Source organism: Wolbachia endosymbiont (group A) of Melieria omissa, from assembly GCF_964031125.1.
Taxonomy (GTDB): Bacteria; Pseudomonadota; Alphaproteobacteria; order Rickettsiales; family Anaplasmataceae; genus Wolbachia; species Wolbachia pipientis.
The window spans coordinates 953,164-966,755 of sequence record NZ_OZ035007.1 but is presented as its reverse complement, the minus strand read 5'-3'; the positions used below and the strand labels follow the sequence as shown (position 1 = coordinate 966,755).

Genomic DNA, 13,592 nt, shown 5'->3' with positions numbered 1-13,592 from the left:
TCTAGTGAAGATTGCTCTCAAATCGCAATGTTCGTACAGTTGTGTGTCTGGGCACTGGATGCGTTTGAAGCAACTTATAAGATTTTTGACTATATATCATCAAGTATAGCGTGATTAACTTCGACTTTATACTTTGATTCCAGATAGCTAATTAATTGCTCTTTTAGCGATATCATCACACGTTTTCCAGTGTCAAGCATGTTTAATTTGCCATTTGATGAATGCATTTCTTTTAGAACACCTATTATAATTTCATTATTGTATTGAATAGGATCTGTCACTGAACCAGTTGTTTTCATATTGAAAATCTCTTCTACAAAAGAAAAGGGGTAGTTTTGTTGATCCACTTTATTGCGGTGCATCTGCTGACCTTTAACTAATTCCACACCTTGAATTTCTTCCAAATCTGTTTTTTCTCTTAGTTGAACTGCAACCTCTTGCCCGAATTTAAACATTCTTTCTTTTATAAACTCACTACGCCAAAGCTCTACCGCTAATGCCCTGCCTTCTTCAAAACTTTGTGATTTAGGTGGAACGATATCGATGATTTTTACACTAACAACAGCGTCCCCAACGCCCTTAAAATAACCTTTCTGATCCTTTTCTCGCGAAAAAATGAAAGAAATCAAATCACCAGAATCTCCTACGTTATTACCGCTTTGATCTTTTCCACTCGCATCTACTGGACCAATAGTTTGTATAGGTAAATTATATTCACTCAATATTTCTTCAATTTCTGAACCATTGTATATCTTATAGTTCACTTGGTTTATGAAATCATTGACTCTTTCAAAAGACTTTTGGTTAGTTAGAACTGACTTTATGTCTTTTTTTAAATCAACTAAGTCTTCATCAGAGATTTGATGCGCACTTTCCACTTTTACTATGTGCCAACCAAAACTGCTTGCTAAAACTTCACTTACTTCACCTACTTTAAGAGCAAACACCTTCTCTCTCACGTCTTCTGGTAAAAAATCCTTAGTTATATTATTTACTCTAGTTTCCTCAAGTTTTGCTTTGCCAAACTCTTCTACTATCTGTTCAAAGCTTGTTTTACCCTCCTCAAATGCTCTTCTTGCTGTCTCAGCTTCTTCTTTGGTAGAAAATATTGCATTGAATATATCTCTTTGATTTTTAAGTTCTTGTTGTTCTATTATACCATCAACTTCTTCATCTGAGATCTTGATTTGATCTTCAAAATACTTTTGGCCTAGGGAAATATATTGCGCAGTTCGATACTCAGGATAATAAAAATGGGATTTATTTCTTTCGTACAAATCAAGTAAGGCTTGATCATCTGGTTCAGGAATGTTTGTAACTGCATCTTCAGTTATTTTAACAATATCAACTACTCTAGTTTGGTAGCGACTTTTGTATATCTGCTCATCAATTTTCTCGCCAAAAGTTACTGGATAATTATCTTTAAATAATGAAGTCATGAACATCATTGCAGGCAGGACTTTCTCTAGCTTTGCTATATACTCTTTCTCTGTCATATGCAGGTCATTTAGCGTTTCATAGAATTTATTTTTGTCAAATTCACCTTTATCATTTTGAAAGTATTTGGTGTTTTTAATATGGTTTTTTATAGATTCTTCTCCAACTGTCAACCCCAGCTCACTAGTTAGGTTAAACAATAGTTTTTGCTCTATAAGTGCGTTAAGCAAATCATATTTCAGCTTTTTTACTTGTTCTCTACTCGCATCAGATCCAGAAATTTGTTTTCCATAATTTTGATATAGCGACTTATACTCATCTGACGTTATAACTTCTTTTCCAACCCTAGCTACCTCTTCTTTTTCATCATCACCTGATAAAAGGTTGCCAACTCCCACAAAGATTAACAAGCAAGCTAAAAGGACAACGGTTATTTTAGTGAAAAAATTTTTAACATTCATTTTAAACTCAGTTAATTAATGGTTAATTATAGAATAGTGATAATTTAATACTTGTAAACCTGTTGCTTTATTAGATAATATATATAATATATTAACTTAAAATTTAACTCTCTAATCTTAAATAGGAACATATGTTTAACTGAGTTATACTATACCTTAGAAAGGGGAAATATTTTGTTTGAAATATGCTTAAAGGTAAGCGCATTTAATTAACTTAAGAGGTGGGAAGTGACAAACAAAAAGTTATTGAATGACAAAATTAATGCTTTTTTAGTTTTAATAGTTTATATTTTAGCTCTGTATAACAGTAAGGGATACTTTAAATGGGAGATGCTTTTTTGATGTCAATGGAATCTTCTAAGGGCAATAACGATAGAAATAAACAGTTTCTAGTGCAAATAGCTGCTTGGTTAGTAGACAACACTGGTTTAACTTTTAATCAAATAGCACAATGTTGCAGATTGGCCCTTGAAGAAGTACAAGACATAGCTGATGAGGAAATAGAAGTAGAAAAATATAACCCTATTATTTCTGGAATAATTACTGAAAAAGAAATCGATGATTGCAAAAAAAATCCAAATCGTGTACCAAATTTGATTATAAAAAATATAAAAAAAAGGAGTAAAGCGATTGGTAGCATTCTTGCCTTTGCCTCTACGGCAAGACGTAGAGATAAACCTGATGCGATTTATTATTTAGTAAAAAAATTTCCTATCTTGGACAATAACGTTATAGCTAAATTAATTAGTACAACAAATTACACAGTTGAGCAGGTAAGAGATGGATCTCATCATAACATGCAAAATATAAAACCCCAAGATCCTGTACTACTCGGCTTATGTAGTCAAGAAAATTTAGAAGCAGAAGTGGAAAAAGCAAAAGTAGAAGAGGAGAAGCAAGAAAGGTTAAAAAAATATAAAGAATAGCTATTGAAAATCCTCAAATTTTTGTGTTTTGTTAACATTAAATTAACTTGACTTGCTAGTGTTTATTAGTATAATGTAAGTAAAGTACGGGGTTTAATGATAATTAAGCTTAATACGCACTGAAACTAACTCAGCCTAATTTATTATCTTATAGTCACATTTTAGGTTAGTAAGCATCAATTAAAATTTTTGGAGGATTATGACAACAATCAATGAAGATGTTTTGGCAAAAGGAAAGGTTACAGCTCAACCTGAAAAAAGTGAGCAAATTTACAATAACGATACAGTAAAACAGATGGTCAATGAAGGTACTGAGAAAAACAGAAAAACATTAGATCTGAGCGAATTAAAAGAGAAAACAGCAGAAGAATTGTTAGAGTTAGCTGAAGAAAGAAAAATTTCAACTAACGGTAAAAGCAATGGTAGAATGCTAAAGCAGGAAATAATATTCAGCTTAATGAAAAAAATGAGTGAAGAAGGAGGCATAACCACAGGGAGTGGAATAGTGGAAATATTGCCTGATGGTTTTGGTTTCTTACGTTCAGCAAGTGCAAATTATGCCCCAAGTACCGATGATGTTTATATTTCTAACGGGCAAATAAAGAAGTTTAATTTACGTACAGGAGATATGGCATATGGAGAAATAAGGCCACCTGGTGATAAAGAGAGATATTTTACTTTAACTAAGGTTCAAAGTATAAACTCTACTGAAGTAAGTGAATTAAGAAAGTACGTCCATTTTGATAATTTGCTTCCTCTTTATCCTGAGGAAAGCATAGTACTTGAGTGTAATAATGGTGATGATAAAAAAGGCTTAAGCATGCGTGCTATAGATATAGTAGCTCCTCTTGGAAAAGGGCAAAGAGCGTTAGTAGTTGCTCCACCTCGCACAGGAAAAACAGTATTGCTTCAGCAAATGGCTAACTCTATAGCTATAAATCACCCTGAAGTAGAATTAATAGTGTTACTTATAGATGAAAGACCTGAAGAAGTAACAGATATGATACGTTCTGTAAAAGGTGAGGTAGTAAGTTCTACATTCGATGAGCCTGCTTACCGTCACGTACAGCTTGCTGAAATAGTAATAGAAAAAGCTAAAAGAATGGTTGAGCATAAAAAAGATGTGGTAATTCTACTTGACAATATTACTAGACTTGCACGTGCTTATAATGCGGTTATTCCTTCGTCTGGGAAAGTTCTAACTGGTGGTGTAGATTCAAACGCACTGCAGAGACCAAAACGCTTTTTTGGAGCAGCTCGTAATATTGAGAATGGGGGTTCTTTAACTATAATCGCCACAGCTCTTATAGAGACTGGTTCAAAAATGGATGAAGTTATTTTTGAAGAGTTTAAAGGTACAGGAAATGCTGAGATCATACTTGATAGAAAACTTTCTGATAAACGTATATTTCCAGCTATTGATATTACAAAATCCGGAACAAGGAAGGAAGAGCTATTAGTTGATAAGGCTATACTAAATAAAATATGGGTGGTGCGTAGGATACTCAATCCTATGGGACCCGTTGAAGCAATGGAATTTTTACGTGACAAACTACTTTTAACAAAGAGCAATGCTGACTTTTTTAACTCCATGAATCACTAAAAGTAAGCCAGTTATGATGGATATGCTGAGCAAAAAGTAAAACGCTCTTATAGCTAAAATAATTTGGATTTACCAAAATATATTTATAGTTAAGTTGGCAATTTACCTTAAGTTAGCGCGTGACACTGGAATGACACCCTTGGTGGCAGACAGCTAAAGGAAAATATCAACTAGGTTTATAATCTATCACTACCGTGTTTGCAATTTTGTCGTGAAAAGCTTGTTTATGTTCATCACCTACTGCACATACTAAAACTAAGATTAGTATAGCTAAGAATAAAATGGGATTACAAAGTGATATGCAATAAATTATAAAAAGAGCTATAGTCCTTTTCATTGCTTGCATTGTAGTGATTGACTCAAATGTATCTTTGTCTTTTACACGCATGCTAAATAACAAGTGTCCTGGAGTGCCGCCAAATTTTACTAGCATGAATATATGAAATATACATGGTATCATTAAAAATAAAGAAAATACAATCGTGGTGATTACAATTATTGCACCCATGATCCCTTGTATTGCGTGTGTAAGTGAGAAACCCACCGCCATTAAACCAAATGGTATTGCGATAAATAAAATACAATCAACTATAAATGCTAGAGTACGTCTTGTCATCGTTGAGTAGTTTACTTTTTTATCCATGTACTACCTATAAAGAAAAATATCAACTAGATTTATAGTCTATCACTACTGTTTTTGCAATTTTATCGTAAAAAGTCTGTTTGCGTTGATCAAATACTGCAAACAAAAATAAAATTAGCACAATTAAAAGATATAGAAAAGTATAACCATGATAATGCAGATGAAGCAAAAAGCGAAAAATAATCCAGATGCTTCCCTTAGAAATACATCTTATTGTTGCTTGCATAAGGGTAACATTTGTAAATGTATTAGCATCTTTAATATGCATACCACACAATAGTTTTCCTGGGGTACCACCAAGTTTTGTTACCATTAATATTTTGGATATTGTTAGTACTAATGTTGCGACCACTGTAGAAACTATAAATGGTATTTCTGTTGCTAGTTGTGCAAGTTCCTGAAAAGAGTCTTTATCTTTATCTTGATCTTGTAATGATACGATGAATACACCATAGATAAAACCGAAGATAAAATGAGGGGAAAATATGATGAGGTCAAGTATTTCTGCTACAATACGCCTTGTAAATCCTACATAATTTACTTTAACATTTATTTCAGTATTCATAACCCCACCTATATTTCATAATATCATCATATGATATAAAAATACGTTATTAAATAACCGTAAATATACTAACTTGGGTAATATTAGCTACTTGTGCCACTCTATTATTTAAATTAATATTAAATCATTTATAACTAGGGAAGTTATGTCAACACTAATCACAGTTGCATATGGGGACGGTATCGGACCAGAAATCATGGAAGCGGTGCTGTCGATATTGCGCGAAGCAGAAGCGGAAATCTCAATAGATATTATTGAAATAGGGGAGCGTGTTTACAGTAAAGAATGGTCTCACGGAATTTCTCCAAGTGGTTGGGAATCAATTGAAAGGACAAAAATATTATTAAAATCTCCGACAACAACTCCTCAAGGTAAAGGGCACAAAAGCTTAAACGTTGCACTCAGAAAAAATCTAGGGTTGTATGCAAATATCAGACCATGCATTTCATATCATCCTGTTATAGAAAATAAATTCGATAAGTTTGATATCGTAGTGATACGTGAAAATGAAGAGGACGTTTACACCGGAATAGAGCATAGGCTCACTGGTGACTCTTACCAATGCACTAAAATTATTACTAGATCTGGCTCAGAGAAGATATGCAGGTACGCTTTTGAATATGCAAAAAAACACAACAGAAAAAAAGTAACTTGCCTGACTAAAGATAACATCATGAAAATGACTGACGGAACTTTCCATGCCGCGTTTGATCGCATTGCAAAGGAATACCCAGATATAAAGGCAGAACATTATATAGTTGATATTGGAATGGCGCGTGTTGCAACAGAACCGGAGAATTTTGATGTTATAGTAACCGAGAACTTATATGGCGACATATTATCAGATATAGTCGCACAAACCTCTGGATCTGTGGGGCTTGCCGGAAGTAGCAACATCGGGAATGAATACGCAATGTTTGAAGCAGTGCACGGTTCTGCCCCTGATATTGCAGGAAAAAACATAGCCAATCCTTCTGGTCTTTTAAATGCTGCAGTGCATATGCTAATTTACATAGGTCAAGTGGGTACTGCAAAACTAATCTACGATGCATGGCTCAAGACTTTGGAGGATGGAATACACACTGCCGATTTATATAAGGAGAAAAGAAGTAAACAGAAAGTTGGTACCAAAGAATTTGCAGAAGCTGTTATAGATAATTTAGGAAAGAAACCTGCTGAGCTTATAATTGGCAGTGGTTCGGATAGTAAAATAAATTTGGATAGTAAAATAAATAAAGTACAAGACAATTACGAACAAGATTACAAAGTTAAAAAGCTAGTGGGTAGTGATATAACTCTCGCTTGGGACAAATCCAGTAATGTTGATCAAATAGTAGGATTATTTGAATCAAGTAATCTGCAAATGATAGCAATATACTCAAAAGGACTTGCGATTTGGCCAGGAAACTCAAAACCTTCAAGTGACCAAATAACCTATAGGTTTATCGCAAATAATGAAAAGCAAGCTATTACAAATAGTGATGTAAATAACTTGCTAATCAAACTCGAAGAACACAATTTTGACGTGGTGAGAATGGACAAATTGTATTTGTATGATGGGAAAGAGGGGTTTTTCTCTTAATGATCGTTTGACATTCTTATGATTGCATAAAACATTTAAATAGATTATACTAGAGATATAATTTATTTATGTGAGATGTAGTAATGGGTCAACATTTTAAGTTAACTGGTCAGGAGTTTTGTGATAATGCTGATCTGTTCAACGTATTGGAAATAGAAGCTAAGCAAGTTATAGGTAAGGATCATCAAGAGCTTAGTAGCGTTTTAAAAAAACAATATAGAAAATTGATTCTTGTACACCACCCTGATAAAGGTGGAAATGAAGAAAGATTTAAAAATCTTGACAAAGCTTATAAAGAATTAAATGCATATATTGAACCTTTAAAGTCAGGGGACCCTTGTGTTAAAATTAGCGTTGATGCTGAAAGTGATGGGCATTTAACAGCGCGTGAATTCCATTATAGGAAGAAATTATTTGAAAAATTGAATATCACTGAAGAGGAAGTTAGAGGAAGGAATTTTGCTGAGCTTGCTTCTATACTTGAAAAAAAAAGCAGCTCGCTAATACAGGATCTGCAACACCAAAATAAATTAATCCATTATATAAATTCTTGGACAAGATATAGCTCACTTTTCGATGATAAAGTCAAAGAGCTGAGAAATGAGCTTGACGAACACTTGCTTAAACCTAACATACAATTATTTAGTTATATCGCCCCTTTAACAAAGAATGGAAGTTTAATAAGGGAAGACAAACAAGCGCTAATGCAAAAGTTTATAAAGCGTAGAGACGATTTGCTATCTAGTACTTTAAAGAAAAAAGTAAATACTTTACTTTTTTTAGCTTTTGCTGAAGCAATTTATTGCTATTGTTTCTTGCCTACTTGGTTAATTGCCAGTGATACCTTGATGTGTTTATGCTTGCCACTAGTAGCATTAAATCTTATTATGACAGAGATTTTATCTGCTTTAACACAACATTACGAAAAAAAATACAAAAACTCTGAAATTTCTACTGATCAATATGTAAATAGAATAAATTGTATTTACTTATGCTATAAGCTTTTTGTTTTTTACCCTTTGCCTGTCTTTTTTACTTCTTTAATGATAGAGGGTTTTATCTCTGGCAGTTTTTATGTTGATGTGACAATATTTGGTACTTTGTCATTGTTAGCACTGCTAGCTACTGAGATATTTAGTCCTACATTTTCAAAGGCTTGTGAAATATACACTGAAAAACACATGAAAGATTTACTTGAGGAAGATCTAAGAGATAGAGTGCAAAAGGAAACTGATCTGTTAGGACGGTATGATCCACGAAGGCTATTAATGCCAATAATTATGCCTCTTGTTAGAAAGTGTTTTACAGAGGTGGCAAGCGAATTTGCTGAGAGGAATTTCGATGAAGTGAACACTAATATGTCTGATGTTAACACTGAACAGCCACCTAGACCTCAAGCGGTTGAATTTGCATAGTAGAATATTACGGTATAGTATAAACTTTTAGCTCTATGCATGGACTCAAAAAAAGTAGAACTAATATTTGAAAAGTTTCAACAATCAAATCCTGCGCCAAAAATAGAGCTAAATTATACCAATCATTTTACGTTACTGGTTGCGATAGTTTTATCAGCGCGGACAACTGATGTAAGCGTTAATAAAATTACAAGAGAACTATTTAATATCGCTGATACGCCAGAAAAAATGCTGAGCTTTGGGCAGAGTGAGCTGAAAAAATGCATAAGCAGTATTGGTTTATATAATTCCAAAGCAAAAAATATAATCGGGCTTAGTAAAATATTGGTAGAACGATACAACAGCAAAGTACCTACTAATTTTGATGATTTGGTGTCTTTGCCTGGAGTGGGGAGAAAGAGCGCTAATGTGTTCTTAAATTCAGGGCTTGGCATTCCAACATTGGCAGTTGATACTCACGTTTTTAGAGTGAGCAATAGAATTGGGCTTGTGAAAGAAAAAGATGTGTTTAAAACAGAGCAATCTCTTTTAAATGTGGTTCCCAAAAAATACCTGCTTTATGCTCATCATTGGCTAGTTTTGCATGGTAGATATGTTTGCAAAGCACAGAAACCTTCGTGTGAAACGTGCATAATTCATGATTTATGTGAATTTGAGTGCAAAAGGTATAAAGTCTAGTATTTCTTCTTTTGTCATCCAAGTAGCTATAGAAACGAAAAAACTTACTTGACACATTTTGCTGGAATGATACAAGTTATTATTCAAACAACAGTTATGCAAGAGATCTGATTACATCTAAGCTAACAATGGACCACTAGATATATTACTAACCACGTTGACCTGATTCAATATTTTATTAGTGGGATTGAAATAATTTTCTATAAATTCCTTATATATAGCTGTTAACTTGTGTATATCGTTTACTGATACGCATTCGTTTATCTGATGTGCAGTTTTGTTGATTATACCAAATTCAATCACTGGACAAACATCTTTGATAAACGCAGCGTCAGATGTGCCACCACTTGTGCTAAGTATAGCATCAATGTTGGTAACCTTACTTATTGCATCAAGCATAATATCAGTATTCCTATCGGGAGTAGAGAGTAAAACGTCCCTGCTGCTATGCATAGAAAGCTTATAATCGTTAGTTACACTAGAGCATATTTCATCAATCAGCTTATATAGGCCACCCGGTGTTTGTTCATTGTTATATCGAATGTTAAAACATGTAGTTGCTGAACCAGGTATTAGATTGCTAGTATTATTTCCAACATCGATAGTAGTAACTTCGCAATGTGAAGGCTGAAAATATTTATTACCATGATCAAAAGTAGTATTTTTTACCTTACTCAATATCGATATTACCTTATATATTGGATTATCTGCTAGGTCTGGATAGGCAACGTGCCCTTGTTTTCCATGGCAAATTAATTCAAATGTTACAGAACCTCTTCTGCCTATTTTTATGGTATCACCTAATTTCTCACTACTGGTTGGTTCAGCAACCACACAGAAATCCACCTTTTTCTGCTTACTTTTCATCCATTCCAAAACTGCCTTTGTTCCATATTCTTCCGTGCTTTCTTCAGCACTGGTAATCAATGCACTTATCGAACCATTAAATTGAAACTTCTCTGCAATCAAATTTACCATAGCAGCAATAAACGCAGCTACTCCGCTTTTCATATCAGCCGCCCCTCTTCCATATAATATGCCATCCCTCACTTCTGGATTAAATGGACCAAATGCCCAATCTTTTAACTGACCCGGTGGTACAACATCAACATGCCCAGCAAAGCACAAATTTGGTACTCCATTTATATATTTCGCATAGAGGTTTTTAACTTTAGTTCCATTATCACCAAATTCTAAAATCTCACAGTCAAAGCCACTCTTCTTGAAGATTGTTGCTATATACTCTATTGCCCCGCCGTCCCTTGGTGTTATACTCTCAAAAGAGATCAATTTCTTAGTTAGCTCTACAGGGTCAATTTTCATGTCAATCTTAAAATACTTATATTGCTATATTGTAAACACTCTATGCACTATTTAAAACAAATATTACATCAAGCCGAACAAACTTTTCTAAGGGAAGTAATAACAGATTACCACCTTGCTGATGATATCTATGAAATATGCACACGACACGGAAATGACATCTTTCTAGTTGCAGATGAAAATACAGCAAAACTTTTAAACAAAAACGTATTTAATAAAATTTCTCATTTAATTATTCCAACCCCACCTGCCATTCCAGTGTCACGCGCTGGGATGACATCAGGTAGAGAAATGACACCAAGCAGAGCTGCCTCTCTTGAAACCGTAAATCTAGTGAGAAACAAAGTAAAAGACAGTGACTTAATAGTTGCATTTGGTAGCGGCACCGTTAACGATATCTGCAAATATGTAAGCTACCTCGAGAAAAAAGATTATATATCCTTTCCAACAGCCGCTTCTATGAATGGATATACATCCGCAAATGCTTCAATATTAGTAAATGGATATAAAAAATCGTTCAAAGCACATCTTCCAAGAGCAATATATATAGATATAGACATACTTGCCAATGCACCACTGCGCCTCATATTAAGCGGATTTGCAGATTTCATTTGTCGTTCAACAGTTCAGGCTGACTGGCTACTATCTCATTTGTTGCTTAGCACAGAATACAATGAATTACCTTTTACACTTGTTCACGATTTGGAGCAAATTTTGCTAAGAGAATATATGGCGCTTACTAAAAGAAGTAGAAAAGAGGTCCTATTACTTATGGAAGTTCTACTAATTTCAGGACTTGGAATGGTGATGTCAAAAGGCAGCTATTCTGCAAGCCAAGGAGAGCATATGATAGCTCACGCAATGGAAATGGTAACAAAAGATTATTCCTCACTACATGGTGAAAAAATTGCTGTCACAACGATTACTATGGCTAATTTACAGGAAAAGATATTATCAATACAAAACCCAATAATTAAACCGACCACTTTAGATGTAAAACATATAACTCAGTGCTTTGATAATATTGAATTTGTAAGAACTTTTGAACAGAAGCAAATTCTGCAGCAAAAAATCCAAGAGATTATTCGCAAAGAATGGCATAATATTTCCAGTTTAATTAAGCAAAATTTACTACCTGCAAAACACCTGCAAAAAATATTTGAAGATCTGTCAATTCCACACTTACCAGAGCACCTCAATTGGAATAAAGAACAATATTGTAAAGTGGTCGATCTTGCGTTTGCAACAAGAGATAGATTCACCTTTCTTGACTTAGCTAACTGCATAGAAGAAAGTTAAGTTTTGTAGTGAAATTCTGTCATTTAAAGAGATCATAGGCCAAAAGCTAAACCCTTTTCACAATCTCTTATCCATTGTCTCCTCACCTGAGTGGATATACAACTCATTCCAAGTAACTGACACTGGGTTTCACCAATAGCACTGCTTTGCTAAACATAGTTTAGTTCGAGTGGCTGAGGAGGGACTTGAACCCCCGACCAAGAGATTATGATCCTCCTGCTCTACCAACTGAGCTACTCAGCCTAATTGAAAACCTTGCTATACATGTGACCTACATGTTTTGTATAATATTTCAAATCAAACAAAGATTCAAGTTTTTCCGAGTTAATAACCTTAAGTAAGAGTTTATCTTGTTTCAATTCGGCCAGAAAATCACTGTTGTTTTGTTTCACTTTCATTGCATTGCTCTGAACAATTTTATACGCCTCTTCCCTCGCCAAACCACTATTTACTAACTCAAGCAATACACGCTGTGAGAAAACTAAACCTTTTGAAGAATTTAAGTTCTTTTCAATGTTTTCCTTATTGATCACCAATTTATCTATCAAATCTGTTAATCGCACTAAAGCAAAATCCATTGTTATACAAGCATCAGGAGCAATGCATCTTTCCACAGATGAGTGTGATATATCACGTTCGTGCCACAATGCAACATTTTCTAACGCAGGAAAAACATAACTGCGTATTAAACGTGAGAGTCCAGTCAGATTTTCACTTAAAATAGGATTACATTTGTGTGGCATAGCAGAGCTTCCCTTCTGCCCAGTGGAAAAATGCTCAGAAATTTCGCCGATTTCAGTTCTTTGCAAATGACGAATTTCAACAGCAACATTTTCTATTGAGCTTGCAATCACTCCCAAAACTGAAAAGAACATAGCATGTCTATCACGAGGAATGACTTGAGACGATATGATTTCAGGTATGAGTCCTATTTCTTTCGCTACATATTCTTCAACAAACGGATCAACATTTGCAAAATTGCCTACTGCACCTGATATTTTACAAATTGAGATCTCTTTTTGCGCGCTAATTAATCTCTGATAATTGCGTTTAAATTCAGCATAAAATCTGGCAAATTTTATTCCAAGAGTTGTTGGTTCTGCATGCATTCCGTGACTGCGTCCAACACAAACAATATCTTTATAGTCCTCAGCTTTTTTTTTCAATGCTGCAAGTAAATTTTTTAGATTCTCGAGCAAAATATCACAGGACTCTTTCAGTTGCACCGCAAGGCATGTATCCAAAACATCAGAACTTGTCATTCCATAATGAAGATAACGAACATCAACTCCCGCTTTTTTAGCAATATATGTCAGAAAAGCTATAACATCATGTTTTACAATGGATTCAATTTCGTTGATACATTCAACATCAAATTCAATAGCACCAGAGAGGTTCTCAGCAATATTATTCGGAATCACTCCTAACTTTGCTTGAGCTTCACACGCTAATTTTTCTATTTTAAGCCATATATTAAATTTATTATTTTCCTCCCAAATGGAAGACATTTCTTTTCTGCTATAGCGGGGAATCATTTTTGATTTATTCCAATAATGGTGTCATTCCAGTGCGTGACACTGGAATCCAGGTATAAAAGTATTTGCAAATTATTCAATGGACAACGGATTCTAGAAGCATAAAATAATGTCCATGATGAAAT

At 34.2% G+C, this 13,592-nt stretch carries 11 protein-coding genes and 1 tRNA gene; 6 read left to right on the top strand and 6 right to left on the bottom strand.

The annotated features are described in order from the left end of the window. Positions 1-89: 89 nt before the first annotated feature. Positions 90-1,898: a peptidylprolyl isomerase gene (locus ACQH2Q_RS04500; protein ID WP_264339500.1), complete on the bottom strand. Its 1,809-nt coding sequence runs from the start codon at positions 1,896-1,898 to the stop codon at positions 90-92. Positions 1,899-2,221: 323 nt separating this feature from the next. On the opposite strand from ACQH2Q_RS04500, the gene ACQH2Q_RS04495 reads away from it, so the two are divergent. Next, a complete protein-coding gene (locus tag ACQH2Q_RS04495) occupies positions 2,222-2,824 on the top strand; it encodes a cell cycle transcriptional regulator TrcR (RefSeq protein WP_425383400.1) in 603 nt (200 codons plus the stop codon). A gap of 199 nt (positions 2,825-3,023) precedes the next feature. Beyond that, positions 3,024-4,427: a transcription termination factor Rho gene (gene rho, locus ACQH2Q_RS04490; RefSeq protein ID WP_007549497.1), complete on the top strand. Its 1,404-nt coding sequence runs from the start codon at positions 3,024-3,026 to the stop codon at positions 4,425-4,427. A gap of 166 nt (positions 4,428-4,593) precedes the next feature. Here the strand turns inward: rho and ACQH2Q_RS04485 are convergent, their stop codons facing one another. Together ACQH2Q_RS04485 and ACQH2Q_RS04480 are read right to left on the bottom strand one after the other, a co-directional pair. Further along, positions 4,594-5,070: an RDD family protein gene (locus tag ACQH2Q_RS04485; RefSeq protein WP_006279800.1), complete on the bottom strand. Its 477-nt coding sequence runs from the start codon at positions 5,068-5,070 to the stop codon at positions 4,594-4,596. Positions 5,071-5,092: 22 nt separating this feature from the next. Then, positions 5,093-5,635 (bottom strand): RDD family protein, encoded by a 543-nt coding sequence (locus ACQH2Q_RS04480; RefSeq protein ID WP_155969099.1) that lies wholly within the window; start codon positions 5,633-5,635, stop codon positions 5,093-5,095. A 145-nt stretch (positions 5,636-5,780) separates the two neighbouring features. On the opposite strand from ACQH2Q_RS04480, the gene icd reads away from it, so the two are divergent. The 3 genes from icd to nth all read left to right on the top strand — a co-directional run bounded on the left by icd (position 5,781) and on the right by nth (position 9,310). After that, positions 5,781-7,217, top strand: coding sequence for an isocitrate dehydrogenase (icd, locus tag ACQH2Q_RS04475; RefSeq protein WP_155969097.1), 1,437 nt, complete (start codon positions 5,781-5,783; stop codon positions 7,215-7,217). Positions 7,218-7,300: 83 nt separating this feature from the next. After that, positions 7,301-8,632, top strand: coding sequence for a DnaJ domain-containing protein (locus tag ACQH2Q_RS04470; RefSeq protein ID WP_264339499.1), 1,332 nt, complete (start codon positions 7,301-7,303; stop codon positions 8,630-8,632). A gap of 39 nt (positions 8,633-8,671) precedes the next feature. Then, positions 8,672-9,310 (top strand): endonuclease III, encoded by a 639-nt coding sequence (gene nth, locus ACQH2Q_RS04465; protein ID WP_006279797.1) that lies wholly within the window; start codon positions 8,672-8,674, stop codon positions 9,308-9,310. Between the two features lie 117 nt (positions 9,311-9,427). Here nth and dapE read toward each other — a convergent pair whose 3' ends face one another. After that, on the bottom strand, positions 9,428-10,633 hold the full coding sequence (gene dapE / locus ACQH2Q_RS04460) for a succinyl-diaminopimelate desuccinylase (protein ID WP_425383399.1): 1,206 nt from the start codon (positions 10,631-10,633) through the stop codon (positions 9,428-9,430). A gap of 42 nt (positions 10,634-10,675) precedes the next feature. On the opposite strand from dapE, the gene ACQH2Q_RS04455 reads away from it, so the two are divergent. Continuing rightward, positions 10,676-11,932: an iron-containing alcohol dehydrogenase gene (locus tag ACQH2Q_RS04455; RefSeq protein WP_264339497.1), complete on the top strand. Its 1,257-nt coding sequence runs from the start codon at positions 10,676-10,678 to the stop codon at positions 11,930-11,932. 170 nt (positions 11,933-12,102) lie between these two features. Here ACQH2Q_RS04455 and ACQH2Q_RS04450 read toward each other — a convergent pair. Both ACQH2Q_RS04450 and purB read right to left on the bottom strand, forming a co-directional pair. After that, a tRNA-Met gene (locus ACQH2Q_RS04450) sits at positions 12,103-12,175 on the bottom strand. Further along, positions 12,175-13,467 (bottom strand): adenylosuccinate lyase, encoded by a 1,293-nt coding sequence (gene purB, locus ACQH2Q_RS04445; RefSeq protein WP_264339496.1) that lies wholly within the window; start codon positions 13,465-13,467, stop codon positions 12,175-12,177. Before purB ends, ACQH2Q_RS04450 begins: the two co-directional genes overlap by 1 nt. Positions 13,468-13,592: the final 125 nt, after the last annotated feature.

Coding starts and splice junctions, on each gene's coding strand:
- rho (WP_007549497.1), top strand. CDS start 3,024: ATGACAACAATCAATGAAGATGTTTTGGCAAAAGGAAAGGTTACAGCT.
- purB (WP_264339496.1), bottom strand. CDS start 13,467: ATGATTCCCCGCTATAGCAGAAAAGAAATGTCTTCCATTTGGGAGGAA.
- ACQH2Q_RS04495 (WP_425383400.1), top strand. CDS start 2,222: ATGGGAGATGCTTTTTTGATGTCAATGGAATCTTCTAAGGGCAATAAC.
- ACQH2Q_RS04470 (WP_264339499.1), top strand. CDS start 7,301: ATGGGTCAACATTTTAAGTTAACTGGTCAGGAGTTTTGTGATAATGCT.
- nth (WP_006279797.1), top strand. CDS start 8,672: ATGGACTCAAAAAAAGTAGAACTAATATTTGAAAAGTTTCAACAATCA.
- ACQH2Q_RS04480 (WP_155969099.1), bottom strand. CDS start 5,635: ATGAATACTGAAATAAATGTTAAAGTAAATTATGTAGGATTTACAAGG.
- dapE (WP_425383399.1), bottom strand. CDS start 10,633: ATGAAAATTGACCCTGTAGAGCTAACTAAGAAATTGATCTCTTTTGAG.
- icd (WP_155969097.1), top strand. CDS start 5,781: ATGTCAACACTAATCACAGTTGCATATGGGGACGGTATCGGACCAGAA.
- ACQH2Q_RS04500 (WP_264339500.1), bottom strand. CDS start 1,898: ATGAATGTTAAAAATTTTTTCACTAAAATAACCGTTGTCCTTTTAGCT.
- ACQH2Q_RS04455 (WP_264339497.1), top strand. CDS start 10,676: ATGCACTATTTAAAACAAATATTACATCAAGCCGAACAAACTTTTCTA.
- ACQH2Q_RS04485 (WP_006279800.1), bottom strand. CDS start 5,070: ATGGATAAAAAAGTAAACTACTCAACGATGACAAGACGTACTCTAGCA.